Source organism: Arthrobacter sp. zg-Y769 (genome assembly GCF_020907405.1).
In the GTDB taxonomy this organism is placed as follows: Bacteria; Actinomycetota; Actinomycetes; order Actinomycetales; family Micrococcaceae; genus Arthrobacter_B.
The window spans coordinates 220797-247680 of sequence record NZ_JAJJOE010000007.1 but is presented as its reverse complement, the minus strand read 5'-3'; the positions used below and the strand labels follow the sequence as shown (position 1 = coordinate 247680).

General features: G+C 66.5%; 28 protein-coding genes. 13 read left to right on the top strand and 15 right to left on the bottom strand.

Going from position 1 to position 26884, the window contains the following annotated elements; translation table 11 throughout:
- Positions 1-111 precede the first annotated feature (111 nt).
- The 4 genes from LOC60_RS06650 to LOC60_RS06635 form a co-directional block, all read right to left on the bottom strand.
- Positions 112-459, bottom strand: a complete 348-nt coding sequence (locus LOC60_RS06650; RefSeq protein ID WP_230023742.1) for an RNA polymerase-binding protein RbpA — start codon at positions 457-459, stop codon at positions 112-114.
- Between the two features lie 245 nt (positions 460-704).
- Positions 705-1670, bottom strand: a complete 966-nt coding sequence (locus LOC60_RS06645; protein ID WP_230023741.1) for an SPFH domain-containing protein — start codon at positions 1668-1670, stop codon at positions 705-707.
- 107 nt (positions 1671-1777) lie between these two features.
- Entirely contained in the window at positions 1778-2257 is a 480-nt protein-coding gene (locus LOC60_RS06640) for an NfeD family protein (protein WP_230023739.1), read from the bottom strand.
- A 208-nt stretch (positions 2258-2465) separates the two neighbouring features.
- Positions 2466-3302 carry a methyltransferase domain-containing protein gene (locus LOC60_RS06635; protein WP_230023737.1) on the bottom strand — a complete coding sequence of 279 codons (837 nt, stop codon included), beginning with the start codon at positions 3300-3302 and terminating at the stop codon, positions 2466-2468.
- A 57-nt stretch (positions 3303-3359) separates the two neighbouring features.
- Between LOC60_RS06635 and LOC60_RS06630 the strand changes: the two genes are divergently transcribed.
- Complete coding sequence (locus tag LOC60_RS06630; protein ID WP_230023735.1) at positions 3360-5399, top strand: S9 family peptidase; 2040 nt, start codon at positions 3360-3362, stop codon at positions 5397-5399.
- On the opposite strand, the gene LOC60_RS06625 is transcribed toward LOC60_RS06630, so the two are convergent.
- Positions 5396-6025 (bottom strand): peptide deformylase, encoded by a 630-nt coding sequence (locus LOC60_RS06625; protein WP_442860386.1) that lies wholly within the window; start codon positions 6023-6025, stop codon positions 5396-5398. The genes LOC60_RS06630 and LOC60_RS06625 overlap by 4 nt on opposite strands.
- 64 nt (positions 6026-6089) lie before the next feature.
- Here LOC60_RS06625 and LOC60_RS06620 point away from each other — a divergent pair, with 64 nt between their 5' ends.
- The gene (locus LOC60_RS06620) at positions 6090-6650 is read left to right on the top strand and encodes an SOUL family heme-binding protein (protein WP_230023732.1); all 561 of its coding nucleotides are present in this window, start codon (positions 6090-6092) and stop codon (positions 6648-6650) included.
- Here LOC60_RS06620 and LOC60_RS06615 read toward each other — a convergent pair.
- The 5 genes from LOC60_RS06615 to LOC60_RS06595 all read right to left on the bottom strand — a co-directional run bounded on the left by LOC60_RS06615 (position 6623) and on the right by LOC60_RS06595 (position 11764).
- The gene (locus tag LOC60_RS06615) at positions 6623-7180 is read right to left on the bottom strand and encodes a GNAT family N-acetyltransferase (RefSeq protein ID WP_230023730.1); all 558 of its coding nucleotides are present in this window, start codon (positions 7178-7180) and stop codon (positions 6623-6625) included. The genes LOC60_RS06620 and LOC60_RS06615 overlap by 28 nt on opposite strands.
- Positions 7181-7187: 7 nt before the next feature.
- Positions 7188-7622 carry a cytidine deaminase family protein gene (locus tag LOC60_RS06610; protein WP_230023728.1) on the bottom strand — a complete coding sequence of 145 codons (435 nt, stop codon included), beginning with the start codon at positions 7620-7622 and terminating at the stop codon, positions 7188-7190.
- 96 nt (positions 7623-7718) lie between these two features.
- Positions 7719-8021: a DUF4193 domain-containing protein gene (locus LOC60_RS06605; protein WP_227911407.1), complete on the bottom strand. Its 303-nt coding sequence runs from the start codon at positions 8019-8021 to the stop codon at positions 7719-7721.
- 1050 nt (positions 8022-9071) lie between these two features.
- Positions 9072-9902 (bottom strand): class I SAM-dependent methyltransferase, encoded by an 831-nt coding sequence (locus LOC60_RS06600; protein ID WP_230023726.1) that lies wholly within the window; start codon positions 9900-9902, stop codon positions 9072-9074.
- A gap of 59 nt (positions 9903-9961) precedes the next feature.
- The gene (locus LOC60_RS06595; protein ID WP_230023724.1) at positions 9962-11764 is read right to left on the bottom strand and encodes an AfsR/SARP family transcriptional regulator; all 1803 of its coding nucleotides are present in this window, start codon (positions 11762-11764) and stop codon (positions 9962-9964) included.
- Positions 11765-11949: 185 nt separating this feature from the next.
- Between LOC60_RS06595 and LOC60_RS06590 the strand changes: the two genes are divergently transcribed.
- The 7 genes from LOC60_RS06590 to LOC60_RS06560 all read left to right on the top strand — a co-directional run bounded on the left by LOC60_RS06590 (position 11950) and on the right by LOC60_RS06560 (position 17490).
- On the top strand, positions 11950-12393 hold the full coding sequence (locus LOC60_RS06590; protein ID WP_230023722.1) for a YciI family protein: 444 nt from the start codon (positions 11950-11952) through the stop codon (positions 12391-12393).
- A gap of 38 nt (positions 12394-12431) precedes the next feature.
- A complete protein-coding gene (locus tag LOC60_RS06585) occupies positions 12432-13640 on the top strand; it encodes an RNA polymerase sigma factor (RefSeq protein WP_230023784.1) in 1209 nt (402 codons plus the stop codon).
- Between the two features lie 115 nt (positions 13641-13755).
- On the top strand, positions 13756-15387 hold the full coding sequence (locus LOC60_RS06580) for a glycoside hydrolase family 13 protein (RefSeq protein ID WP_230023782.1): 1632 nt from the start codon (positions 13756-13758) through the stop codon (positions 15385-15387).
- A 127-nt stretch (positions 15388-15514) separates the two neighbouring features.
- Complete coding sequence (locus tag LOC60_RS06575) at positions 15515-15862, top strand: UBP-type zinc finger domain-containing protein (protein ID WP_230023719.1); 348 nt, start codon at positions 15515-15517, stop codon at positions 15860-15862.
- Between the two features lie 32 nt (positions 15863-15894).
- Positions 15895-16680, top strand: a complete 786-nt coding sequence (locus LOC60_RS06570) for an SDR family oxidoreductase (RefSeq protein ID WP_230023717.1) — start codon at positions 15895-15897, stop codon at positions 16678-16680.
- Positions 16681-16746: 66 nt separating this feature from the next.
- Entirely contained in the window at positions 16747-17151 is a 405-nt protein-coding gene (locus tag LOC60_RS06565) for a DUF3054 domain-containing protein (protein WP_230023713.1), read from the top strand.
- 57 nt (positions 17152-17208) lie between these two features.
- The gene (locus LOC60_RS06560) at positions 17209-17490 is read left to right on the top strand and encodes an Lrp/AsnC family transcriptional regulator (protein ID WP_230023711.1); all 282 of its coding nucleotides are present in this window, start codon (positions 17209-17211) and stop codon (positions 17488-17490) included.
- 14 nt (positions 17491-17504) lie between these two features.
- On the opposite strand, the gene trpD is transcribed toward LOC60_RS06560, so the two are convergent.
- Positions 17505-18551: an anthranilate phosphoribosyltransferase gene (trpD, locus tag LOC60_RS06555; protein WP_230023709.1), complete on the bottom strand. Its 1047-nt coding sequence runs from the start codon at positions 18549-18551 to the stop codon at positions 17505-17507.
- Between the two features lie 160 nt (positions 18552-18711).
- Here trpD and ctaE point away from each other — a divergent pair, with 160 nt between their 5' ends.
- The 4 genes from ctaE (at position 18712) to qcrB (ending at position 23039) form a co-directional block, all read left to right on the top strand.
- A complete protein-coding gene (ctaE, locus tag LOC60_RS06550) occupies positions 18712-19350 on the top strand; it encodes an aa3-type cytochrome oxidase subunit III (RefSeq protein WP_230023707.1) in 639 nt (212 codons plus the stop codon).
- An 83-nt stretch (positions 19351-19433) separates the two neighbouring features.
- Entirely contained in the window at positions 19434-20234 is an 801-nt protein-coding gene (qcrC, locus tag LOC60_RS06545) for a cytochrome bc1 complex diheme cytochrome c subunit (protein ID WP_230023705.1), read from the top strand.
- A gap of 85 nt (positions 20235-20319) precedes the next feature.
- A complete protein-coding gene (gene qcrA, locus LOC60_RS06540) occupies positions 20320-21351 on the top strand; it encodes a cytochrome bc1 complex Rieske iron-sulfur subunit (protein WP_230023702.1) in 1032 nt (343 codons plus the stop codon).
- A gap of 2 nt (positions 21352-21353) precedes the next feature.
- On the top strand, positions 21354-23039 hold the full coding sequence (gene qcrB, locus LOC60_RS06535) for a cytochrome bc1 complex cytochrome b subunit (protein WP_230023700.1): 1686 nt from the start codon (positions 21354-21356) through the stop codon (positions 23037-23039).
- A gap of 74 nt (positions 23040-23113) precedes the next feature.
- On the opposite strand, the gene LOC60_RS06530 is transcribed toward qcrB, so the two are convergent.
- From LOC60_RS06530 to ctaD, 4 genes are all read right to left on the bottom strand, one after another.
- Positions 23114-23671, bottom strand: coding sequence for a hypothetical protein (locus LOC60_RS06530; RefSeq protein WP_231713212.1), 558 nt, complete (start codon positions 23669-23671; stop codon positions 23114-23116).
- Between the two features lie 64 nt (positions 23672-23735).
- The gene (locus tag LOC60_RS06525) at positions 23736-24533 is read right to left on the bottom strand and encodes a GntR family transcriptional regulator (RefSeq protein ID WP_442860384.1); all 798 of its coding nucleotides are present in this window, start codon (positions 24531-24533) and stop codon (positions 23736-23738) included.
- Positions 24534-24758: 225 nt separating this feature from the next.
- Entirely contained in the window at positions 24759-25160 is a 402-nt protein-coding gene (locus LOC60_RS06520) for a cytochrome c oxidase subunit 4 (protein ID WP_229951842.1), read from the bottom strand.
- The gene (gene ctaD, locus LOC60_RS06515; protein ID WP_229951841.1) at positions 25160-26884 is read right to left on the bottom strand and encodes an aa3-type cytochrome oxidase subunit I; all 1725 of its coding nucleotides are present in this window, start codon (positions 26882-26884) and stop codon (positions 25160-25162) included. Before ctaD ends, LOC60_RS06520 begins: the two co-directional genes overlap by 1 nt.

Here is a 26884-nt window from a genome sequence, read left to right as displayed (position 1 = left end):
CCCCCCGGCCGGGGGCTGATAAACCCACCCGGGGGGCGGCCGCAGTGGCCCCCCCCCCCCCGCTTTTTTGTCTCCGACTTTTTTGGCTCCGACTTTTTTGGCTCCGGCGCCCTAGGCGCTGGTGCGCTCTCCGCGGCGTTCGCGCAGGATCGTCAGGCGGTCCTGGAGGATCTGCTCAAGTTCCTCGATGCTGCGTCGTTCCAACAGCATGTCCCAGTGCGTCCGCACCGGCTTGTCGTTGCTGGTGTCCGGCTTCTCGCCGTCGACCAGAAGGGCTTCCTTGCCGGTCTTGGAGATCCAGACCGGCGGAACGTCCGCTTCGGCAGCGAAGGTTACGAAAACACGCTCGCCGTCCTCGCAGCGGTATTCCACCCGCTGGCGGGGAGCCGGCTCCACACCGGATTCCGTCTCCATGCTCTGCGCGCCGAGGCGCATACCCCGCAGGCTACGATCGCTCATCTTTTCTCCCTCTTCAATCTGCTGGATCCGCTGGCGGATCCCTTGTTATGCCGGTGCCGTACCCGCCCGCCGCCCTGCAGGCGGACCGGCAGGCCACCTAAGGCTGGCCGCACAGTCAGTACAACGCCGACGGCGCCGCAGCTGTTCCCGACGGCGGTCCCGTTTCGGTGCCGCGGCTATTGCCCGGCAAACAACCGATTATACCGGCACCGAACGGGAATCGGCTAACAGGGGAGCGGAACGGGCTAGGCTCCGGCTGCGGGGCCTGCTCCGGCTGCGGGTCCGGAAGCCTGGGCCGGGGTGCTCCCGTTGGACGAGTGCATGGCCGCGTCCGGCACAAAGTCGCCCAATGCGCTGCCGACACCCTTGAGGGCTTCGCCCAACTCACTGGGGATGATCCACAGCTTGTTGGACGTGCCTTCGGCCAGCTTCGGCAGGGTCTGCAGGTACTGGTATGCGAGCAGCTTCTGGTCCGGGTTGCCCTTGTGGATGGCACCGAAGACCTTGGCGATGGCCTGCGCCTCACCGTCGGCGCGCAGGATGGCGGCTTTCGCGTCACCCTCGGCAGCGAGGATGGCGGCCTGCCGGCGTCCTTCGGCGGTGAGGATCTGCGACTGTTTGGTGCCTTCGGCCGTCAGAATGGTTGCGCGGCGTTCCCGCTCGGCCCGCATCTGCTTCTCCATGGAATCCTGGATCGACAGGGGCGGTTCAATGGCCTTGAGCTCCACCCGGGAGACCCGGATACCCCAGCGGCCGGTGGCGTCATCCAGGACGCCGCGCAGCTGGCCGTTGATCTGGTCACGGGAGGTCAGCGCCTCTTCCAGGTTCAGGCCGCCCACCACGTTGCGGAGCGTGGTGGTGGTCAGCTGCTCCACGGCCTGGATGTAGTTCGCGATCTCATAGGTTGCTGCCCGGGCATCCGTGACCTGGAAATAGACCACGGTATCGATGGAGACCACGAGGGAGTCCTCGGTGATGACCTGCTGCGGGGGGAAGGACACCACCTGTTCACGCAGGTCCAGCAGCGGCAGCATCCGGTCCACAAACGGAACCAGGATGGTCAGGCCGGGATTCAGCGTGCGCTGGTACTTGCCAAGCCGTTCCACCACGCCTGCCCGTGCCTGCGGGACGATCTTGACCGCCTTGACCAGGATGACCAGTACAAAGATCACCAGGACGGCGAGAATTAATAGGACTGCTGTTCCACTCATGTTCCCCCTTGCGTTCCGCGCGATCCGGGACGGATTCCGCGGTTTGGTTCAGCGGGATTCCTTCCGGAATTCCCGCATTCGGTTCGGCGGCCATGCCGCCTGATTTGTCAGTGTGCTGCTGTTGTTCCGGTTCCGGCCGCCTGGACCAGGGCGGTAGCACCCTCGATCCGTGCGACGCTGACCTCGACGCCCGCGGGCAGCGGGGATCCGTCAACGCTGCGGGCAGTCCACGTGTCGCCGCCGATTTTCACCGTTCCGGAGGAACCCGTCACGGATTCCAGCGTCAGCGCAGGCGCGCCGATGATCCGGTCGATGTTGGACAACTGGTCTTTGTCGCCCTTCTGCAGGTGTTTCAGGGCGATCGGCCGTACTACGCCGATCATGAGGACGGAGACCACCGCGAACACCACCACCTGCAGGAAGAGCGGGGCGGCGAAGAACGAGGCCAGCATAGCCGCCAGCGCGCCCACGGCGAGCATTCCGAAGAACAGGTCCAGGGTAAGGGCCTCCACGGCGGCGAATCCGAGGAAAAGAACCAACCAGAGGGCCCAGCCATAGCTGAGCATCCATTCGAAGACTTCCTGCATCCGCTTTCCCCTTATCTTCCGGACAGTTCCGCGTGTCCTGAGTGTCCTGCTCGTCCTGAGTGTCCTGCTTGTCCTGCTCGTTCCGCTGCCTGCGGCACCGGCAGCGCGCGCGGCGGCGGTTACCGGGCGTTTAGTACATTCTGCCCGAGACCGTGCCGCAGACCTAGGGCCGCGGGCGGCGGATGGATAACGTTTTGTGCGTCGGGCCTCAGTCGGCGCGGAAGATCTGCAGGGTAAAGGACGCGGTCACCGTGACGGCGTCGGGCAGGGCGGCCAGGGTCCGCTCGAGACCGGCTTCGTCCAGGTGCCGGGCGGAAGGACCCATCAACACCACGTTTCGGACGTCGGCACGGCCCAGCTGCATCGGGTAGGTGCAGCGGCCGGTGTGCAGGGGAGTGAAGCCGGGTGCCAGGGACGCGGAGACCCGTTCCTCCTTCTCGGCTGCGATACCGAGCATCGCCGCCTCTGCACGGATTTCCTGCAGGTGCTCCGGCCGCGGAGTCACGACGGCGAGGATGCCGCCGGGGGCCAGCACGCGGCGGAATTCGGGCGGGTTCCGCGGGGCGAACACATTCAGGACCACGTCCACGGACGCATCCCGCAGTGGAAGCCGCCGCCAGACGTCCCACACGAGCGCGTAGGTTCCGGGCAGTGCGCGGGCCGCGCGGCGCAGCGCGAACTTGGAAATGTCCAGTGCCACCGCGGTGGCCCCCGAAAGCGGCCGGAGCACTTCGCCGAGGTAATAGCCCGTGCCCGCGCCCGCGTCCAGGACTGTCCCCGCGCCCGGTGCGGCAGCTGCAACGAGCCGCGCCAGCTCGGTTGCCATGGGCAGATAGTGCCCGGCGGCCAGGAAGTGCGTGCGGGCCTGCACCATGGCCGCGGTGTCGGCCTGGAATTTGGTTCCGCCGCCCGTGAGGAGGTTGAAGTACCCCTGTCTGGCCGCATCGTACCGGTGGCCGGACGGGCAGGTGAGGCTCCGGAAGCCGGAGTCGGGTTCGAGGCTGTCGCCACACACGGGACAGGCCAGCAGCGGCAGGGAAGGCATGAGTCCATCCTAAAGCGGCGGTTGGCCCGGGCGGCTCCGGACATTAGGCTTCGGAGCGTGAAACCATGTGACCTGCCTCTCCTGAATTCCCTGTCCGCTCCGGCCGTGCACCCTGATGCCCTGCACTGCGTGGTCTCCGTGACCCGCCCGGACTTCGGCGCCGATGCCTATACCGGGCAGCTGTGGCGCGTTCCCCTGACGCAGGGAGGCCGGCCGCGCCGGCTCACCCGCGGCTTCCGGGACACCTCGCCTAAGTACAGCGCCGACGGCTCCAGCCTGGGTTTCCTGCGTGCAGCACCAGGTGAACCGGCACAGCTGTACGTGCTGGGCGCCGGCAGCGGGGAGCCCGTGCAGCTGACCGACGCGTTGCTGGGGGTGTCCTGGTTCAATTTCTCGCCGGACGGCGGCAGCGTGGTGTTTTCCGCCCGGGTGCCGGAGGACGGCCGCTACGGGACCACGGACGGCGTGGGGTCCGCAGCGGAGGATCCCCGGCTCATCACCACCTTCCAATACCGGATGAACGGGGTTGGCTACACCGGCGACAAGCCCGTGCAGATCTTCCACCTGACACTGCCGGACCTCGACGCCGAGCCCCACATCGACCCGCGCGGCCGGGCGAAGGACGGCGCCGGGCCGGTTTCGGGCCTGCCCGAGGCGGTGCAGCTGACAACCGGCGCAGCGGACCACCTGCAGCCGGTGTTCTCGGCGGACGGCGGCAGGATCCTCTTCACGTCCTCGCCGGACATGGATACCTCGCTGGCCTCCGACGTCTTCAGCATCCGTCCGGACGGCACCGGCCTGAACCGCCTCACCAACCACGACGCCGGGAACCCGCTGACGGTCTCCGACCCGGTGGAAAGTGCCAACGGCCAATGGCTGTTTTACCTGGGCCTGGAGGTTTCCGCCACCGGGACGGACTTCGTCGCCCGGAACACCGGCCTCTATGCGGCACCGGCGGCCGACCCGACGGCGGTCCGCCGGCTGACGGATCCGGAGACGGTGGACCTGGCGGAGGGCACCGTCGTGCCGCACCTCGGCTCCGAGGTCCTGGTCTTCAACCGCACCCGCGGAACGGGTGAGCTCCTGGCCGTGGATCCGCGCGGACGGGTCGAAGTGCTGGTATCGGGTTCCCGCGTGGTGGAAGCCGCCGGGTCGGCGGACGGCACAGTGGTGGTCAGCTACACCGATCCCCGGACGGCCGGCGACCTTGCCGTCGTCGTCGACGGCGGGATCCGCCCGGTCACGGACTTCTCCGACGTACTGCGCCGGGAGACGGCGGTGGCGCTGCCGCTGGAGGAGACCCACCCCTCCGGAGACGGCTATCCCGTGCACGGCTGGCTGGCCCTGCCCGAGGGGCCGGGCCCGCACCCGGTGCTGCTGAATATCCACGGCGGTCCGTTTTCCCAGTACGGCTGGGGCTATTTCGACGAGACGCAGGTCTACACCCGGGCCGGCTACGCGGTGCTGATGTGCAATCCCCGCGGTTCGGCCGGCTACGGGCAGGCGCACGGGCGAAGCATCAAGGAGGCGATGGGCACCCATGACCTGGCCGATGTGCTGGCGTTCGTGGACGGTGCGCTGGCCGCGCATCCGGAACTGGACGGAAGCCGGCTGGGCATTATGGGCGGCTCCTACGGCGGTTACCTCACGGCCTGGACCATCGCGCATGACCACAGGTTCACCGCCGCCGTGGTGGAACGCGGCTTCCTGGATCCGCTGTCCTTTGTCGGTTCCGCGGACATCGGCTGGTTCTTCAGCGCCGGGTACACCGGCACCGACCCCGCCGCGGTGCAGGCCCAGAGCCCCATGGCCTGCGTGGACTCCGTCCGCACGCCCACCTTCGTGGTCCATTCCGAAGAGGACCTGCGCTGCCCGGTGGAGCAGGCCCAGCGGTACTACACGGCCCTGAAGCTGCGGTCGGTGCCCACCGAGCTGCTGCTCTTCCCCGGAGAGAACCACGAACTCTCGCGCAGCGGCACCCCGTGGCACCGCCGCCGGCGATTTGAGCACCTGCTCGCCTGGTGGGCCCGCTGGCTTCCCACCCCGCAGAACCCGGCCCCGGAGCAGGCCCGCGAGCCGGAACCTTCGCGGGCCTAGAACCCCAGGATGCGCTGGGCCTCGCCGATGCCCGGTGAGGTCCAGCGCCGGGCGTATTCCGCGTTGCTGCTCAGGGACCGGGGAATCATCCGGTCCACGTACACAGTTCCGTAGAGATGATCCGTTTCATGCTGGACTATCCGGGCCTGCCAGCCGCTGTAACGTTCCATGCGCTGCCGCGAGTGCAGGTCGGTGTAGTCCAGCACCACGGACCGCGGCCGGCGGACCACGCCCTGGTAGCCCTCGAAGGAAAGACAGCCTTCGAAGAACTCGGCCGTCTCGTCTCCGTCGGCTTCATACCGGGGATTGATGATCGTAAAAAAGGGCAGCGGGGACCGCTCCCGGACGCCGGCGGCCTCCTCACCGACGTCGTAGGTGTCCTCCAGCACCGCGATCTGCAGGGGAATACCCAGCTGGGGTGCTGCCAGTCCGACGCCCGGTGCAGCATGCATGACCCGCCGCAGAAGCGCGACGAGGGCCTCAAGTTCGACGGCGTCCAGTTCGCCGTCGAACGGAAGCGCCTCGCGGCGGAGGGCCGGGTGCCCCAGTTGGACTATCGGCACGAGCTCCTGTTCGAGCATCGGCAGGACCAGGTCACGCAGCAGGGCAGTGGTATCGGTGGGCACCGCTTTATCCTAGTGGCCGCTGCAGTGTTCCCGCGCGGCCGGGGGGCGTAACCTCGTCTGCACCATGACCGAGCAGCAGCCGTACACCGTCCTGGGACGGTACCCAGGTTTCGAGTTACGCCATTACCCCGCGCATCTGCTGGCCCAGGTCACAGTGAATGCGGGCTTCCAGGGGGCGGGGAACACCGGCTTCCGGCACCTCTACGGGTACATCAGCGGAAACAACCTGTCCCGCTCAGGTGCGGAACCGCGCCTGGTGGGAACGGCCGGGCCGGCCTTGGCCATGACTGCGCCGGTGTTGATGGAACCCAGCCCGATACCGGGAGCCTTCTGCGTGGCCTTTGTCCTGCCCGGGAACCTTACGGCGGACGCCGCTCCGGTGCCCGGGGATCCGGCCGTGAGCGTTGTGTCGGTGCCGGGGCAGGCGGCCGCAGCAGCCGCGTTTTCCGGCCGCTGGAGCGAAGCCAACTTCCAGGGCCACCTCGCAGCCCTCCGGGCAGCAGTATCCGCCGAGGGGTTCACTGCCCTGGGCGGTCCGCGGTTCGCGCGGTTCGACCCGCCTTTGCGGCCGTGGTTCCTGCGCCGCAACGAGGTGATTCAGGACGTGGAGGGACCGGGGGACTGAAGCGGCAGGGGATAGATGTCCGGAACCGGGTCGGACGCCAGCCGGGCGTGGGTTTCCACATCAAAGCGGGCCTGGCCGTACCGCAGTTTCGCCCGCTCGATGCCCTCCGGTTGAAAACCGGCCTTCCATGCCACCCGGCAGGAAGCGGGGTTGTTGGTCCGGTGCCCCAGCTCGAGGCGGAACAGGCCGCCTTCGCCGAGGGCCCAGTCTGCTGCTGCCGCGACACCGCGGGCGGCCAGCGAACGGCCCCGCACCGACGGCGCCAGCCAATAGGACACCCAGGCGCTCTGATGCCGCGGATCGATGGCCGTGAGTCCGATATTGCCCACCGCAGCACCGTCCACGTCGACTGCGAAGCTGCGCCGCTGCAGGGAACCGGCCAGGTTTGCTTCGAGATACGCCGCGGCCTGTCCGACGTCGTCGAGCCGGCACCCCAGCTGGTGCTCCAGTAAGGGATCGGCGGCAAAGGCGGCATGCAGGGCCGGCGCATCGGCGGCCGTCCAGGGGCGCAGCAGGGGAGAGGCAGGCATAGGGGAACTATGCCGCCGGCGGGACGAATCCCAGCGGCAGCAGGTCGCCTGCGGAGATACTGACCGGGCCGGCCGGCGTCGGCAGGATCACGCGGATCGCCGGGTAGTAGTCGGCGAGGACCTGCCGGTCCCGGCCGCCGGGGCTTTGGACGCCGCGGCCGTGGTTGCCGACGGCGACGATGCAGGTCGGTTCGAGCCCCCCGGCTGCCCGGGCTACGCCGAGGGCGACCAGTTCGGCGCAGGGACCGCCCGTGAAGTGATACAGGTTCACGCCGGCGTGCATCCCGCCGTCGGCCGTGCGGACCGCCGCGCCCATGGTGTGAATTCCGTCTGCGCCGGGGCCGGCGTCCGTGGCAGCGTCAATGGTGTTTCGGGCAAGGTCCACCAGCTCCTGGTCCGCCGGGGTGAGCGGAAGGGCTGATGCGGGCAGGTAGGTGCTCATGCGCATTGTCTACGGGGCGGGTAACCCGTCAGCCGTTAAAGACAAACAGCCGGGGCCCGCCGTCTGGCGGAACCCGGCTGTGCGGCTCGGGAGAGACTAGCCCTCGCAGTCCACGCAGTAAGCCTCGCCGTTCTTTTCGCGGGCAATCTGCGAACGGTGGCGTACGAGGAAGCAGGACATGCAGGTGAACTCGTCTGCCTGCGGGGGAACCACCTTGATGAGGAGTTCCTCGCCGGAGAGGTCTGCACCCGGAAGGTCAAAACCGTCGATGGCGTCTGACTCTTCGACATCGATGACTGCTGTCATCGCTCCGCCACGCTGCTGAGCTTTCAGACCCTCCAGGGAGTCTGTGTGCTGGTCTTCTTCCTTGACGCGCGGGGCATCGTAATCGGTAGCCATTTTCTTGTGCTTATCTCCTGATTGTGGGGGGTGAAGCGTAGATCATATAGGGCAACGAAAGTCGCTGCACCAAACCGTACAGGCGTGGCGGACCACGGATGACGAAATACGGCTGAAAAGTGATCAACGTCCCGTACGGATTTTGTATTCCCGGCTGCGGTCCGGCGGAGTCCCGGGGAAGGACCGGCGGAGTCCCGGGGAAGGACCGGCGGAGTCCCGGGGAAGGGCAGCGTCGGTGGGCCAGTTATGTCAACCCGTTCACGCGGTCGACCGGGCATTATGTCAACCGACCGGAGGGCTGCCTGGACGGCTGGCAGAAGGAGAAACCGTACGACCAGGTCGTACGGTTTCCACGGCGGGGCAGTGGCAGTCCGGCGGTTATGTAAAGCCGTGCAACCGGCGCCGGAAGCTTGCCGGGGGACGTTATGTCAACTGAATCGCGACGGTGTATCCGGGAGCGGGAGGCTGGGAATCGGCTGACCAGGTCAGCCGCTTTTCGAGCCCGGCGAGCGGCTGGACGGCTTTAGGCTTGGGACAGCAGCCGGCGTCCGGGCTGCACCGGAGGTTCCGGCAGCGGGAAACCCGACGAAGAAAGCATGAAAAACGGGGGATTAGCGGGTATTCGGGGCTGGATGGAAGCCAGGGGCATATAGGCGGTTTTCTCCACTTCCAGCACCCTTATATAAACGCCGATAATCCACATTATGTCAACTAGCATTGAGAAGGGGGTCCCCCGGAGCCGGCTCCCCGAGTCCGGATACCCTGAATTGCCCCGAATACCCTTGGATGCGTTCACACCGGCTTCGTGCCGCTTTGGGTTCCCCGGCAGGATTTCCTCCGATGCGGTGCTGGTTGCTGTGGTCCCGGGTGGTGACCGAATCCGCTGGCCGCCTCTCGGGCAGCGTTCCGGCTTCACGACGGCCGCCGGTTGGTTCCTCGGATGTACAGCTGATGCTGCCTGCGGGCGATCCAGACAGCATCAGCTGTACACAAGGCGCGACTGATTCCCTCAGGGGACTTCCGGGTGCGGACCGGGGGCACTCCCCTCCCCTAAACGCGCCGTGCCTTGACCAGCAGATACTCCCAGTCCATGGCCGTGTTGCCGGCGCCGGCGCTGAACCGGCTCACCAGCTCCAGCAGCTCCGCGTCCAGTGCCGCAGCGCGGCCGGGGTCTCCCGCCAGTGACTTGTACACGGCAATAGTGGGACCGTAATTCGCTTTGAAGAAACCCAGGAAATCCTCCGGCGTCGCGAACCGGTCAACACGCAGGGTCCGGCGTTCGGTTGTGAGATTCTGCACCTTGCCCGCCAGGAGAGACTCCACATGCTCGGGGTTTCCCCACAACGGCGGCGGCTGCGCTCCGGGAGGCGGAGGCGGCGCGTACGGCTTCATGGTGGCGAACATGCGCCCAATGAATCCTTCCGGGGTCCAGTTGATCAGCCCGATCCTTCCGCCCGGCCGGCACACACGCACCATTTCCGACGCAGTCTGCCCATGGTGCGGAGCGAACATCACTCCTACGCAGGAGATCACTGCGTCGAAGGAGCCGTCCGCGAACGGAAGCGATTCGGCGTCGGCCACCACCCAGCTCAGGTGCGCACCCCGGGACTGCGCTATCCGTTTGCCCGATTCGAGGAGTTCCGGTGTCAGGTCCGAGGCGGTCACGTCTGCGCCGGTCTCCGCAGCCGGAATGGCCGCGTTGCCCGTACCCGCCGCAACGTCCAGGACTTCATCCCGGTCCGTAATAGCGCAGGCCTCCACCAGCACGGGTCCCAGGCTGGGAATGATCCCGGTGGCCACGGCCGTGTAGTTCCCGAGCGCCCAAACTGCCCGGAGCTTCGCCTTCAATTCCCGGTCGGGACTGGTTTGCGTTTCCGTCATGATCCTCACGTCCTTGCGTTTGCGCGGCTTACATCCCGCCCCTGTGCTGCCTGACGCTCTCAGTGTTCGACCGCGGCGTGTGCGGTGCCGTGTGCAAGGCCGGCCAGGTCAGCCCGCAGCCGGGGATTGATGATCCGGGCGGCCAATAGCGGAATCGCCGTTTCCACGGCGGAGTCCCCCAGCGCTGCCCGGAAGGAATAGGCCCGGACGGTGAGCTCAGCGTGGCCATAGCGGCTGGACAGCTCACTTAGTTCCCGTGCGTACCCGAGTGCCAGCGGCGGATTCGAATGCAGCGACACCGTGCAGGCAAGGTCCAGGTTCCGTCCCCTGAACCAGCGGTACCAGGGATCGGGGCGCAGCCCGCGGCGGATCCACTCTCCCGCGGCGGCCCGGTTGCCGGCAGCCAGCAGGACCCGGGCCTTGGCCTGGAACGCCGAGTCCAGATAACAGCGGTCCCCGAACGCCTCGGCCAGCGCGACCGCATGGTCGGCCATCTCCGCCGCTTCCGAAGAAGCACCGGAAAACAGGTATGCCTCGCTTCGCAAGGCTTCCACCAGCGGCCGGAACGCGGCCCAGTGCTCGCTTGCCAGAAGCACCAGCGACGCGTCGAGTTCCTCAGCGGCGGTGCGGTGCTGCCCGGTGAGCAGGTACAGCCGGCCCAGCATGGCACGCGCGAACGCCTCCTGCCGGAGGTTGCCGATGCTCAGACCCGCCGATCGGCCCAGCGCCTCTGCGGCTGCGGGATAGTCAGCGGTATCGGTGGCCAGCATGCCGCGGACGCCCAATACCCTGGCCGTTTCGTCCGCCAGTCCCGTCGCCGTCGCCAACGCCCGGTCCAACCAGCGAAGCCCGCTCGCCGGGAAGCCGCGCTGCACGGCGAGGAATCCCAGCTCCCGGTACGCGGCCGCCTGCACGGCGGGACTGCCGTCCGGCCCGGAGAGGGACACCACGCGGTGCAGCAGATCGGCAACCTCGGCGCCGCGGCCGCCGGCACCGTGGATCAGGGCGCCGGCCAGGGCCAAAAGCGCCTCGGCCTGCAGCTGGCGGTTCCCGGTCCGTTCGGCCAGGCCGCCGGCCACCCGCAGGTGCGCCAACGCGGGCGTAGTGGCCCCGGCGGCGAGACAGGACGCGGCCGCTTCCAGATAGGACCTGACAGCGACGGCGGTGGCTGGCAGGGCGCTGATCCTGACGTCCGGGGCGGCCAGTGCCTGCTGGACTTCAGCTGGCATGCCCAGGCCAAGGTGTTCGGCAAAAAGGCGGGTGCACCGGGCGGCCTGCTCCCGGGCTCCGCTGCGGTCCCCGCCGGCCAGGAGGGCGCGGACAAGCAGGGCATGGAAGTCCCCGTTCAGCAGGTCCAGGCTGACGGCCTGCCCGGCGAACTGCACGGCACTCCCGGCATCACCGTCGGCGAGGGCAGCCAACCCCCTTTCATAGGCCGCTGTTTCGACGAAGTGCCGCACCCGGTGGCGTTCCACGGTCAGCCAGGTATCGAAGCCGGGACAGTCAGCGAACTCCAGCCGCTCGAGCAGTTCGGCGGACGGGGTAGCCGCTGACCACGGTGCGGCGGTATCGGCGTCGCAGGACGATGACGGCGGCAGCCGCAGGATCAGCGGGTCGCCCTGCAGCACCGAGCCGGGACCCAGCACGCGGCGCAGGTCCGACAGGTGCCAGCGCAGCGCCCCGAGCGGATCCCCGGCATCGGGGAACAGCATCGCGGCGAACTGGCCCCGCGGTGTGGGAGTGCGGTGCAGCAGCAGATACGTGAGCAGCCCCCAGCCCTTCCGGCCACGGGGCTGCCTCCCGTCACCGGCCGGGCACTCGATCGACGGCTGCCCCAGGAGGCGCACCTGAATCCCGGCCATGCACCACACTGTAGATCCCGGCCCGGCACGCGGAAAGGCACAGGGCGGAAACCAGACAGGAGGCAACGACGACGCCGGCGGCCGAAAAGAATTCTTCTCCGCTGTCGATATCCATCCCGCCCGTTCGACGTCATAGTAGAAGGCGCATCAGCACCTTCTACGGAGCTAACAGCAGGGAGAGTGCCATGAAGTACATGTTCATCATGCGGGCCACCGATGAGGCAGTGCAGGCTTCCAAGGACGTCCCGTTTGAGCAGATCATCAACCAGATGGGCGCCTACAACGAGTCCATGATCAACGCCGGAGTGATGCTCGGCGGCGAAGGCCTCGCCGACCTTTCCGAGGGCAGCGCCCTGGTGGTCGACTTCGCCGAAGATCCGCCCCTGGTCACCGACGGCCCCTACGGCGAAACCCATGAGCTCTTCAACGGGTTCTGGATTGTGCAGGTGGGTTCCCGCGAGGAGGCCGCGGAGTGGGCCAGCCGCGCACCCCTGGGTCCAGGCTCCAAACTGGAGGTCCGCCGCGTGACCGAAGCCTCCGACTTCGCCGACTTTGCGGACAACGAATACATCCGGAAGGAAGAGTTGTGGCGGCAGGAAGAAGAGAAGCTGAACGCGGACGGCAAGTAGCCGCGGATCAGGCAGCAGTCCGGGGACGCCTCGACGCGTTGTGGCGCATCGAAGGCGCCCGGATTGTTGCCGCCCTGGCACGGGTGACGGACGACGTCGGCCTGGCCGAGGATGCGGCGCAGGACGCCGTCGCCGACGCGCTTGCCTCATGGAGCCGCACGGGGATTCCCCGCAGTCCCGGCGCGTGGATCACCGCGGTGGCCAAACGCCGCGCCATCGACAGGTGGCGGCGGTCCGAACGGCTGCAGGACCGCTACGAAGTACTGGCCCGCGAACTGCAGGACGAAGGGGCCCCCGAGTGGGACCCGCTGCCCGACGACGTACTTCGCCTGCTGTTTACTGCCTGCCATCCGGTGCTCTCCACCGAGGCCCAGATTGCGCTGACGCTGCGGGTGGTGGGGTCGCTGCGCACCGAGGAGATTGCCCGGCTGTTCCTGGTGCCGACGGCCACGGTGCAGCAGCGCATTGGCCGTGCCAGGAAAACACTGGCGGCCGCGCGGGTTCCCTTTGAACCTCCGGAGCCGAGCGAATGGACTCCGCGGCTGCGGGGTGTCCTGCATGTCATCTACCTGATGTTCACCGAAGGATATGCCGCTACCACCGGGGAGAACTGGACCCGGCCCGAGCTGGCGGCGGAGGCGCTGCGGATCGGACGGATCCTCACCGGGCTGATCCCCCGGGTACCGGAAGCACACGCGCTGGTGGCCCTGATGGAGTTCTCCGCCTCCCGCTTCGCCGCCCGCACCGGTCCCGGCGGCGAGCCCGTCCTGCTGGCGGACCAGGACCGCACCCGCTGGGACCGGGCGCAGATCCAACGCGGCACCGCAGCTCTTGCCCGCGCCGACGAACTGTCCAGGGAACTCGGGCGGGCACGCGGAAGCTATGCCCTGCAGGCGGCCATCGCGGAATGCCACGCCACCGCCGTCCGTGCCGATGCCACGGACTGGCCTCGGATCGTCCTGCTCTACGAGGCACTGGGCCGGATCGCCCCCGGTCCCGTGGTTGACCTCAACCGGGCCGTGGCAGTGTCCATGGCCACCGGACCGGTCGCTGCACTGGCTATCGTGAACCGGCTGGCGGACCAGGGAGCGCTGCACGGATCCTATCTGCTGCCCAGCGTGCGGGCCGAACTGCTGGCCCGGCTCGGCCGGACCGATGAGGCACGTGCGGAATTCACCGCCGCCGCGGCCCTCGCCGGGAACCACCGCGAGCGTGTTGTGCTCGAGCGCCGTGCCGCCTCGCCCTGACCTCTCAGCTGCGCAGGTTGGTAGAGTCCAGACAACGCACCACACGCCCCACACGCCCCATACCCGAAGGACCGCCTTGACCGCTTCCGCGCAGCAGCCATTCCCCGCCGACCCGATGAGGGATCCGCACTGGTGGCGGCAGGCCGCGGTGTACCAGATCTATCCGCGCAGCTTCTCGGATGCCAACGGCGACGGCCTCGGTGACCTGCCCGGCATCACGGCCAAGGTGCCGTACCTGGCGCAGCTGGGGGTCGACGCCGTGTGGCTGAGCCCCTTTTACCCCTCGGCGCTCGCCGACGGCGGGTACGACGTCGACGATTACCGCGCCGTCGACCCGCGGCTGGGCAGCCTGGACGACTTCGATGACATGGCCGCCGCGCTGCACTCCGCCGGCATCAAACTGATCGTGGACATCGTCCCGAACCACTCCTCCAACCGGCACGCCTGGTTCCGGGAAGCACTGGCATCACCCAAGGGCTCCGCCGCCCGGAGCCGGTACATCTTCCGCGACGGAACGGGTCCGGACGGGAGCCTGCCGCCGTCGGACTGGCAGTCCGTCTTCGGCGGCGGCGCCTGGGAACGGGTGCCCGACGGGCAGTGGTACCTGCACCTGTTCGCCCCGGAACAGCCGGACTTCAACTGGGAGAACCCCGAGGTGCGCGCCGAGTTCCTTACGACCCTGCGCTTCTGGTCCGACCGCGGCGTGGACGGCTTCCGGATCGATGTGGCCCATGCACTCGCAAAGGACCTCACCGAGCCGCTGGCAACCAGCGCCGAACTGGCGGCGGAAGGTGAGGGCCTGGACGGCGCCCACCCCTTCTGGGACCGCGACGAGGTGCACGGGATCTACGCCGAGTGGCGGGAGCTGTTCAACGAGTACAACCCTCCGCGCACCGCAGTGGCCGAGGCCTGGGTGCATGCCTCGCGCCGCGGCCGGTATGCCAGCCCGGAAGGCCTGGGCCAGGCGTTCAACTTCGACCTGCTGCAGGCGGACTTCGACGCGGTCCGGTTCCGGGAGATCATCACCGCCAACCTGGAGCAGGCGGCCGCCACCGGCGCCTCCTCCACCTGGGTGCTGTCCAACCACGACGTCGTGCGGCATGCCACGCGGTACGGCCTGCCGTCCGCTCCGGCGGGCAGCGCCAAGGGACAGGACGGCAAGGGGTGGGTTTTCTCCGGCGGCACCGAACCGGACCTGGACCGCGGACTGGGGCTGCGAAGGGCACGCGCAGCAACAATGCTGATGCTGGCACTGCCCGGCTCCGCCTATCTGTACCAGGGTGAGGAACTTGGCCTGCACGAAGTGGCGGCGATTCCCGACGCGGACCGGCAGGATCCGACGTTCCACCGCAACGCGGGGGTGGACAAAGGCCGTGACGGGTGCCGCGTGCCGCTCCCCTGGACCGCTGACGGGCCGTCCTTCGGATTCGGCACGGGAGGGGCGCATCTGCCCCAGCCGGATGAGTTCGCTTCCACGGCAGTGTCGGAACAGGAACAGGACGGCAGCTCGACCCTGAACTTCTACCGCCGGGCATTGGAGCTCCGCGGCAAGCAGCAGACGGCGGAGGAGCTGGAGTGGCTGGAGAGCCCGGCCGCCGTGCTGCACTTCCGGCGCCCCGGCGGGTGGCAGAGCATCACCAACTTCGGGGCCGAGGCCGTCGAGCTGCCGGAGGGGACCGTGCTGCACAGCAGCGCAGGGCTCGACGGCGGCCTGCTGCCGCCGGACACCACCGCCTGGCTGGCCTAGCCGGACGGCCCGTTCCCGGAACGCCTTGCGGCCCGGCACCTGTTGACGGGGACGGCCTGCTGGCTACCGTGGTGGGGACGGCACCTCAACGTGCCGGCGGAGTCCCCGTATCCAAAGGAGGTCCGTCATGGACCCGATCCCCGGTGTCAACGTGTCGGTTCCACCCAGCGGCCCCGGCTGCGTGGAATGCAACGAGCTGCAGGGATGGTGGTACCACCTGCGCCGATGTGCCGAATGCGGGCACATCGGCTGCTGCGACAGCTCGCCCGGGCAGCACGCAACGCTGCACGAGCAGCAGACCGGTCACCCCGTCATCCGCAGCTTCGAACCCGGCGAGGAGTGGTTCTGGAACTACGCGGACTCCTCGGTCTTTGCCGGACCGGAGCTCGCCCCGCCGGCACACCATCCGGACGACCAGTCCGTTCCCGGCCCCGCCGGGCGGGTCCCCGCCCACTGGCAGGAGCTGCTGCACTGAAATGCCGTCGGTGACCGGTCTACACTGTAAACATGACTAGAACCTACATTGTGACCGGATCAGCTTCGGGCATCGGAGCAGCAACCGCCGCCATCCTGAAAGAGCGCGGCAACACCGTTATCGGTGTCGACCTGCGCAACGCCGACGTCGAGGCGGACCTGAGCAAGCCCGAGGGCCGCTCCGCCGCCGTCGCCAAGGCCGTCGAACTCGCCGGCGGGAACGTCGACGCCGTGATCGCCTGCGCCGGCATCTCCGCCCCCGCACCCATCACCGTCGCCGTGAACTTCTTCGGCGTCACGGACTTCCTGACCGAACTGGCACCGGTCCTGGCCAAGAGCAGCGCCCCGCGCGCCGCCGTCGTCAGCTCCATGGCCAGCCTGCAGCCCAACTCCCCCGAGCTCGTGGATGCCTTGCTCGCAGGCAACGAGGAAGAGGCCCTGCGGATCGGCCAGGCACTCGCCGACAACGGCCCCCAGACCGGCTACCTCAACTACCCCTCCAGCAAGCGCGCCCTGAGCCGCTGGGTCCGCCGCGAAAGCATCAGCCCGGCCTTTGCCGGCGCCGGCATCCCGCTGAACGCGGTTGCCCCCGGCACCGTGGTCTCCGCCATGACGCGGGACCTGCTGTCCACCCCCGAAGGACGGGCCATGGTGGACGCAAATGTCCCGATGCCGCTCAACGGCCACTCGGAACCGGAAGTTATCGCACGGCTCCTGATCTGGCTGACCTCCGAGGAGAACAGCCACACCACGGGACAGACCATCTACACCGACGGCGGCGCCGACGCCACGCTGCGCGGCGACGACATCTGGTCCTAACCTCCGGCCCGCTGTCCGGCGGTGGACCGGGGCAAACCGCACTACCCCCGCCCGGGAGGGCACGCCATGACAGATACAACCGCCCGAACCACCACGGCCGTCCGGCTCTGGCCCTGGCTCCTCGCCTCGGATCTGGTCCTGATCGTCATCTTCGCCGCCCTCGGCCGGCAGAGCCACGAACACGGACTGGCACTGCCCGGCATCCTCGCCACGGCGCTGCCGTTCCTGCTGGCCTGCCTGCTCGGCTGGGCCGTCATGCGCGCCTGGCGCCGTCCGGTGCAGCTGTGGCCCTCCGGCGTCGTTATCTGGCTGGTGACCGCAGCGGCGGGACTCGGCATCCGCGCGCTTACCGGGGGCGGCACGGCCGTCAGCTTCCAGGTGGTCACGCTCATAGTGCTCGGTGTGTTCCTGCTGGGCCACCGCGCGGCATGGACAGTGGCATCCCGCCGGCGGGACCGCCCCATCCACTAGGCTCGAAAGAGCACCGTCAACCCCACCGCAGATAAGCGCTGCAGGAAAGGCCCCGCCATGATCACCGCTTTTGTACTCATCCAGACCGACTCCGCCCGGATCCCGGAATGTGCGGAGGAAATCTCCGAGATTGACGGCATCAGCGAGGTCTACTCGGTCACGGGCGAGTGCGACCTGATCGCCATTGCCCGGGTCCAGCGCCACGAGGACCTCGCGGACGCCATTGCCAACCGCCTGTCCAAGGTCGAAGGGGTCGTTGGAACCACCACGCAGATTGCGTTCCGCGCCTACTCGCAGCATGACCTGGACGCCGCGTTTTCACTCGGCTTCGATAGCTAGCCGCCGCCGGCCGGCTACTGCGTAACGGCCACCCAGCGGTCCAGCGCAGCCTGGGCCGCGCCGCTGTCAATCGAGTCGCAGGCCCGGACCAGGCCGCGGGCCAGCCGCTCAATCAGCGGACCGTCGGCATCCCGGTCCAGGGCCACCAGCGCCGCTGCCGCATTCAGCACGACGGCATCCCGCACCGGCCCCTTGTCCCCGGCGAGCACGCTGCGTACCACGGCCGCATTGGCGGCGGCGTCTCCGCCCCTCAGGTCCTCCAGCGTGGCCCGGCTGATCCCGAGATCCAAGGGATCCACTACGGACTCCTCCACGGCACCGTTACGGACCTCCCAGACGGTGGAGACGCCGGTGGTGGTCATCTCGTCCAGCCCGTCACCGCCGCGGAACACCAGGGCGCGTACACCGCGCCGGGCAAGCACTCCGGCCATCAGCGGCGCCAGCCGGGCGTCCGCAACACCGATAGCGGAGGCGCTCGGATTGGACGGGTTCGTCAGCGGACCCATGAAGTTGAAAGCCGTGGCCACACCCATCTCGCGGCGGGGCACCGCGGCAAAGCGCATGGACGGGTGGAAGACCTGGGCAAAGCAGAAGGTGATGCCGGCCTCGACAGCCGCCTGCGCCACCCGCTCCACGGACAGATCCAGCCGCACCCCCAGCGCTTCAATGACGTCGGCGGACCCGGAGGCCGACGACGCGGCACGGTTTCCGTGCTTGACCACCTTCGCGCCGGCGCCGGCGCAGACAAGTGCCGCCATGGAAGAGATGTTCACGGTGTTATGACGGTCGCCGCCGGTGCCCACGATGTCGAGGGTCTCCCCCGGGATGTTGATGGGCCGCGCACTGGCAACCATCGCCTCGACCAGCCCGGTGAGCTCGTCAACGGTCTCCCCCTTGGCCCGCAGGGCCACGAGGAACCCGGCGATCTGGGAGTCCGTGGCATTGCCGGCCATGATGGTGGCCATGGCCCAGCGGGTCTGCTCAGTGGAGAGGTTTTCGCCTCCGATGAGGGCAGTAATCAGGCTCGGCCAGGTGTCACCGGAACTCGGAATCGTAGTCACACCCCCTAGGTTATCTACGATTCGTAGAAAATGCTGATTTCTTTCTGGGAGGCCTATTTCCGCGCCAGTACTGGGATCCGGGGCGCCGGTGCCGGCTTTGGACGCGCCGGTGGCCCGGATACGTTGGAGAACTGGGCAGTTTTACCGCCATAATGTCTATGTGACAACAGCGACCCATGCCCCCAGTACCCCGGCTCACCCCACGCTGAACCGCCCCAATATGGTTTCCGTAGGAACCGTGGTGTGGCTCTCCAGCGAACTGATGTTCTTTGCTGCTCTCTTCGCCATGTATTTCACCCTTCGCTCGGTCTCGAGCGAACTGTGGGCCATGGAGACCGAGAAGCTGAACGTCCCGTTCGCTTTCGTAAACACGGTGATCCTTGTTTCCAGTTCCTTCACCTGCCAGTTCGGCGTCTTCGCCGCAGAACGCCTTCAGGCACGCCGCACCGGAGGGCTCCTGAAGTTCTCCCGCTGGGGCATGACTGAGTGGTTCCTGCTGACCTTCGTACTCGGAGCGATCTTCGTCTCCGTACAGGCCTACGAATACGCCATGCTCGTCTCTGAAGGTGTATCCCTCTCGTCGAACTCCTACGGTTCCGCGTTCTACCTGACCACCGGTTTCCACGGCCTGCACGTGGCCGGCGGCCTGATCGCGTTCCTCTTCATCATCGGCCGTGCCTACGCCGCCAAGCGCTTCGGACACTTCGAAGCAACTTCGGCGATCGTAACCTCGTACTACTGGCACTTCGTCGATGTGGTCTGGATTGCCCTGTTCGTCATCATTTACTTCCTCAAGTAACACTGCTTGAGGACCCGCACCCCCACGAAATACTTCAAAGTGGCACAAGTTTCCCAAAGACCACATAAGTTAGGAACTACGAAGTGAAGGCACTATCGCAAAGGCGGCGTCATCCCCTCGCAGCAGTCGCGCTGCTGCTGCTGGGACTCCTCGTTACGGGTGGTCTCTATGCCGTAGCCAACGGAGCCAACCAGGCCCAGGCGGCTACCACCACGTACACTGCCGAAGACGTCAGCGAGGGCGAGAAGCTCTTCGTCGCCAACTGTGCAACGTGCCACGGCATTGAAGCCTCCGGCACCGAGAACGGCCCTTCGCTGGTCGGCGTCGGCGCAGCATCGGTCGACTTCCAGGTGGGCACCGGCCGCATGCCGATGGCCATGCAGGGCCCCCAGGCCCAGGAAAAGCCGGTCCAGTTCAACGAGGAGCAGACGGCAGAACTGGCCGCCTACGTCTCCAGCCTGGGCGCAGGCCCTTCGGTCCCGGATTCGGAATACCTTGAGCCGGACACCTCCGACGAAGAGGCGTCAGCCAACGGCGGCGAGCTCTTCCGCGTGAACTGCGCCATGTGCCACAACGCAGCAGCTGCCGGCGGTGCACTGACCCGCGGCAAGTTCGCTCCGAGCCTGGACGGCGTCAGCGAAAAGCACATCTACGAGGCCATGGCCACCGGCCCGCAGAACATGCCTGTCTTCAATGACACCAACATCACCCCCGACGAAAAGCAGGACATCATCACGTTCCTGAAGGACATCGAAACCAGCGGCTCCCCCGGTGGAGCCCAGCTGGGCTCGCTCGGTCCGGTATCCGAGGGCCTCTTTATCTGGACCGCTGGTCTGGGAATCATCATCGCTTTCACTATCTGGTTGACCTCCCGGTCTTCCTAACCACCGCCGCGCTCACCTCCACGGGTGACATCACAGTTACATATAGGTCTATAAATGCAGTTTTCAGAGAAGGATGAGGGGGATCATGGGCGACCATAGTCACGGCAGTCCGAACACCTCGGGCACCGTCGCTACGGCTGGCCAGGGAGATGAGGAGAAGTTCCAGAATCCGGGACTTCCCCCACACCGCCCTCGTCTAGCCGACACAAATCCCCGCGCAGAAAAGCGGGCAGAGCGGCAGGTGGCGAGCCTGTTCATCGTGTCGATCATCGGCACCATCGTGTTTTTCATTGGGTACTTCAGCATCCACCTGGATGATGCAAGCATCGCCGAACTGCGGCTGCAGAACATCCTCCTGGGACTCGGCACCGCCTTCGCCATGCTGGGCATCGGCGTGGGCATTGTCCACTGGGCGAAGACGCTTATGCCGGACCACGAGATCACGGAAGAACGCCACGAGATCCGTCCCGAAGAGGATCGCGTCATTGCAGAGAAGATGGTTGGGGACATCATTGAGGAAACGGGCATCAAGCGCCGTCCCCTGATCCGCAACACCCTCCTCGGCGCCATGGTTCTGGCCCCGCTGCCGGCCATCGCCGTCTTCCGCGACCTCGGCCCGCTCCCGGGCGACACGCTTCGCCACACCATGTGGGAAGCCGGAACGCGCCTGGTGCGCGATCCCAGCGGCACCGCCATCAAGGCTGCCGATGTCACCGTAGGCTCGGCCTTCCATGTCATCCCCAATGGCCTGAAGGACCTGCCGGAGCACAAGCTCGAAGAGAAGGCCAAGGCCGTAGTCCTGCTGATGCGCCTTAACCCCGAGGACCTGAACCCCTCTCCCGGGCGCGAAGACTGGGCTGTCGACGGCATCGTCGCCTACTCCAAGATCTGCACCCACGTTGGCTGCCCGGTTGCTCTGTACGAGCAGCAGACGCACCACCTGCTGTGCCCGTGCCACCAGTCGACCTTCGATGTGACCCAGGAATGCAAGGTCATCTTCGGCCCGGCCGGACACGCGCTGCCGCAGCTGCCGATCGCTGTGGACGATGAGGGCTACCTCATTGCCACCAGCGACTTCAAAGAACCCGTTGGTCCGAGCTACTGGGAGCGTGGCTAATCATGAGTGTTCCCTCTGCCACCCCTTACGAGGCAAAGACCCGTCTGGGCCGCGTCACCAACTTCGTTGACTCCCGGGTCAACGGTTCCGGCATAGTCAAGGGCCTGGGCCGCAAGGTCTTCCCCGACCACTGGTCGTTCATGTTCGGCGAAGTTGCACTGTACTGCTTCGTCATCCTGCTGCTGACCGGAACGTTCCTGACGTTCTTCTTCGATCCGTCCATGGCGGAAACGCACTACGAAGGCAGCTACGTTCCGCTGCGCGGCGTTGAAATGTCCGTGGCCTACGAGTCCTCACTGAACATCTCCTTCGATGTACGCGGCGGCCTCTTCATGCGCCAGGTCCACCACTGGTCGGCCCTGCTCTTCGTAGCGGCCGTCTCGGTGCACATGCTCCGCGTCTTCTTCACCGGCGCCTTCCGCAAGCCGCGCGAACTCAACTGGGTGGTGGGCGGCGTCCTGCTGATCCTGTCCCTGGCTGCCGGCTTCACCGGTTACTCCCTCCCCGATGACCTGCTCTCCGGCAACGGCCTGCGCATCATCGACGGCGTGATCAAGTCGGTCCCGGTGGTAGGTACCTACATCAGCTTCTTCCTCTTCGGAGGTGAATTCCCCGGAACCGCGATCATCGGCCGCCTCTACATGCTGCATATCCTCCTGGTTCCGGCGCTGATCCTGCTGATGATCGCCATCCACCTGTTTATGGTCGTCATCCACAAGCACACGCAGTTCCGCGGCCCCGGCCGGACCAACAACAACGTTGTCGGTTACCCTGTCGGCCCGGTCTACGCAGCGAAGGCCGGCGGCTTCTTCTTCATCGTCTTCGGTGTGATTGCCATCATCGCCGGGTTCTTTACCATCAACCCGATCTGGAACTACGGTCCCTACGATCCCTCCCCTGTGTCCGCCGGTACCCAGCCTGACTGGTACATCGGTTGGGTTGACGGCGCCCTGCGCCTGATGCCCGGATTCATCGGCGGGTTCCCGCTGGAATGGGTTATCCCGTTCCCGTGGGGCGATAACACCCTGTCGCTGAACGTGCTGCTGCCGGCCCTGGGCCCGGCAGGCCTCGTCTTCACCCTGCTCTTCGCATGGCCGTGGATCGAAGCCTGGCTGACCAAGGACAAGCGGGTCCACAACCTGCTGGACCGTCCGCGTAACGCTCCGTACCGCACCGCCGTCGGCGTTGCAGGCATCACGTTCTACTGCGTTATGTGGGCCGCTGCCAGCTCCGACCTCATCGCCACGCACTTCCATGTGTCGCTGAACGATGTGACGTACTGGCTGCGCGTGCTGTTCTTCGTCGGTCCGATCCTGGGCTTCATCATTGCCCGCCGCATCGCCTTGGCGCTGCAGCGCAAGGACCGCGAGATTGTCCTGCACGGTGTTGAGAGCGGACGCATTGTCCGTCTCCCGCACGGCGAGTACATCGAGGTCCATGAGCCGCTGGACGAGTACAAGCGCTACCGCTTGGTGGACTTTGAGGCATACAAGGCGATTCCGGCCCAGCTGGATGCCAACGGCAAGGTTTCCGGCAAGGAAAAGCGCCGTGCCAAGCTGTCCCGCTTCTTCTTCGAGGACCGCGTTGCCCCGGTGACGCCGTCCGAGCTGGCGAACGCGCATCACCACGAGTCGCCGTCCGAGGTTGAGGCCAAGGCCAACGACCAGGCGTCGATCGAACAGCGCTAACCCCAAGGCTGTACGGAAGAGGGCCCGACCGGATAATCCGGTCGGGCCCTCTTCTTTTTAGTTTGGCGGGCGGGCTAGGCCAGGGTAAACGGCCGCTTGGCGGGAAGCGGGTAACGCTGTTTCAGGGCGGACGGGTCCGCCACGGGTGCCGAGCCGATGGTCAGTTTGGTGAAGTCAAGCAGCGGGTCGCGGAGCACGACCTTGAGGCCTGCAACGGCCTTGTTCACGTCCGGCACCAGGCAATAGATGTTCAGCCTGCGCGGTACGAACTCCGTGTGGTCCACCTCGCCCAGTCCACGCCAAAGGAAATACGAGGAGATGGCCTGGGTGGCTTTGTGTTCGAGGTAGCGGTCCCGTTCGGTGCCGGTGGCCGTCTTGAGCGCGTACTGGACAATCACCCAATGCTGCTCCTCAGGATCAATCTCCTCGTAACCGTCCTCCTCGGAGGCAGCTGTGAAGGCACGCAGCAATCCCTCCGCCGCGTCCGGTGCCGCATCCTGGACCTTGGCGGAGCCCTCGTGGCCCACGGGACCGGAAGTCAGCATTAGCTGCCCGTCATCCTCGTCGTAAAGCGCCTCCCGGAAATGGAGCACCCCCGCGTCGTCGCGCTTGTACATCCGAATGGTGACCATGATGGTGTTCCTCTTCCTGCGTTGGGTTCTAAGTGCTTCGGTTGCGGCCCCCCCGGGGGTGGCCTCAGGCGTGCGGGCGCCTGCGCGGGTGATAGGAGCGCGGCGTACGCACACCGGGGCGCTGGAGGGGCACCCAGAGCTTGTAGCGGTCCGCCCGGTAGTAGGACACCGAATAGTCCACCATCGCGCGTGAGACATACGCGTGGCGCTGGATCTTCAGTACCGGTGCGCCAAGCTCGACGTTGAGCAGGCGGGCAATGGAAGCGGAGGCCGCGGTGGCCTCGATGGTGTCCTCGCCCCACTCCATCACCAGCCCGTACCTTTCGCTCAAAACGTTGTAGAGCGACGTCGGGGGCTGCTCCTCGAGGATGCCGGGTACGTAGTGTGCGGGAATGAAGTTTTCGTCCACGCTCATCGGCTCGCCGTCGGCCAGCAGCTGCCTGCGGAAGCGGACCACGGGCTGGCCCGGTTCGATCTGCAGTTCGCGGGCCACCAGCTGCGAGGCGCCGATCTGTTCGAAGCTCAGGACATGGGCGTCGGGGACCATGCCGCGGCGGTGCATTTCCTCCGAGTAGGAGGTCAGCTGCACCTGCAGGTCCATCTTGGGGCGGGCGACGAAGGTGCCGAGGCCGACGACGCGCTCCAGGACACCGTCCGCGACCAGGGCATCCACGGCCTGGCGGATGGTCATGCGGGCTACCGCAAAGTGTTCCGAGAGCTCCCGCTCCGAGGGGATGATCTCCCCCGCCGCGGAATGGACTTCGACAAACCGCCGGAGAATGGCTTGAAGCTGTATATGCTTCGCGACGCCTGCGGCGGGGTCAATCCCCTCGGTCAGCAGCCGCAGACGGGTATTGCTCACCGGCTGGCTTCCCGGCGGGAGGTGGAACTGTTAGTGCGCATGCTTCTACTCCGCCCCTTCGGCTGGGAAAACTGCTGCCGTCTAAGAATACCGGCAGACAGCCCGGCATCACTCCCCTAGCCGCCCCCGACACCATCCTCGTCGTCCGGCAAGGGGGGGCAAGAACAAAAAGGAAGGACCCGCAGTCTCCTGCGGGTCCTTCCTTTTTATGCTGTTATGCAGTCCCTAGTGGGCGTGGTTTCCGCGGCTGTACTCGAAAACCCAGCCGACCAGTGCAATGACGGCCAGTCCGGCACCGATGTACAGGATCCACCAGCCAACCGCCATGCCCAGGAAGCCGATAGCGGCGGAGGCACCCAGCAGCAGCGGCCACCAGCTCCACGGGCTGAAGAAGCCCTGCTCGCCGGAACCTTCGTGAATCTCGGCGTCCAGGCGGTCCTCGGGACGGGGTCCGACCCGCTTGCCGGTGAAGCCGATGTAGTAGGCGATCATGCCGGACATACCGCCGGTGAGGAAGAGCGCCAGGTAACCGACGGGCTCCGTCCACTCCACCAGGTAGCCGTAGACCACGCCGACGACGACGAAGAACGGCGCCATGTAAGCGAAGAGTTTAGTCTCAACCTTCATTAGACTTTTTCCTTCCGGTCGCCGGGGCCGAATACCTTGGCAGCGGCGGAATCGTCAGTGACGTGCTGCTGCAGCTCGGGGTGGTGCAGGTCCAGGGCCGGACGCTCCGAACGGATCCGGGGCAGGGACGTGAAGTTGTGGCGCGGCGGCGGGCAGGAAGTTGCCCACTCGAGCGAGCCACCGAAGCCCCAGGGGTCATCCACTTCAACCTTCTTGCCGTGGCGCCAGGTGATGTACACGTTCCAGAAGAACGGGATCATCGAAGCACCGAGGACGAAGGAGGCGATGGTGGAGAACTGGTTCATCGCGGTGAAGTTGTCTTCCACCAGGTAGTCGGCGTAACGGCGCGGCATGCCCAGGACACCGAGCCAGTGCTGGATGAGGAAGGTGCCGTGGAAGCCGATGAACAGGAGCCAGAAGTGGATCTTGCCGAGGCGCTCGTTGAGCATCTTGCCGGTCCACTTGGGCCACCAGAAGTAGAAGCCGGCGAACATGGCGAATACGACGGTGCCGAAGATCACGTAGTGGAAGTGGGCAACCACGAAGTAGGTGTCCGAGACGTGGAAGTCCAGCGGCGGGGAGGACAGGATGATGCCGGTCAGTCCGCCGAAGAGGAACGTGATCAGGAAGCCGATGCTCCAGAGCATGGGGGTCTCGAACGTAATGGACCCCCGCCACATGGTGCCGATCCAGTTGAAGAACTTCACGCCCGTAGGCACCGCAATCAACATGGTCATAAAGGCGAAGAACGGCAGCATGACCGCACCGGTTACGTACATGTGGTGCGCCCAAACCGTCACCGACAGTGCGGCAATGGCGATGGTTGCGTAGACCAGGCCCTTGTAGCCGAAGATCGGCTTGCGGCTGAAGACCGGGAAGATCTCGGACACGATGCCGAAGAACGGCAGCGCGATGATGTAGACCTCGGGGTGGCCGAAGAACCAGAACAGGTGCTGCCAGAGAATGGCACCGCCGCGCTCCGGATCAAAGATGTGCGCTCCGAAGCGCCGGTCGGCGCCGAGGGCGAACAGTGCTGCTGCCAGGGGCGGGAACGCCATCAGGACCAGGATGGCCGTGACCAGCGTGTTCCAGGTGAAGATCGGCATCCGCCACATGGTCATGCCCGGGGCACGCATGCAGATGATGGTGGTGATGAAGTTGACCGCACCGAGGATGGTGCCGAAGCCGGACAGTGCCAGGCCGAAGACCCAGAGGTCTCCGCCCACGCCCGGAGAGAACGTGGTGCTGGACAGCGGGGTGTAGGCAAACCAGCCGAAGGACGCAGCGCCCTGCGGCGTAATGAAGCCGGCAACGGCAATGGTGCTGCCGAAGAGGAAGAACCAGAACGCCAGGGCGTTCAGCCGCGGGAAGGCGACGTCCGGCGCGCCGATCTGGAGCGGCATGATGACGTTCGCGAAACCGGAGAACAGCGGGGTGGCGAACATCAGGAGCATCACGGTGCCGTGCATCGTGAACAGCTGGTTGTACTGGTCCTTGGTCTGCAGGATCTGCATACCGGGCTCAAACAGCTCCGCGCGGATGACCAGTGCCATCACGCCGGCGAGGCAGAAGAAGATAAACGAGGCAATCAGGTACATGTACCCGATCGTCTTGTGGTCAGTGGACGTGATCCAGCTGACAACGATTCGTCCCTTGGAGACGGGTACTACGCGGGGCGCAACCCTGGTGCCTGAATCTTCCGAAGTGTATTCGAGAGTAGTCAT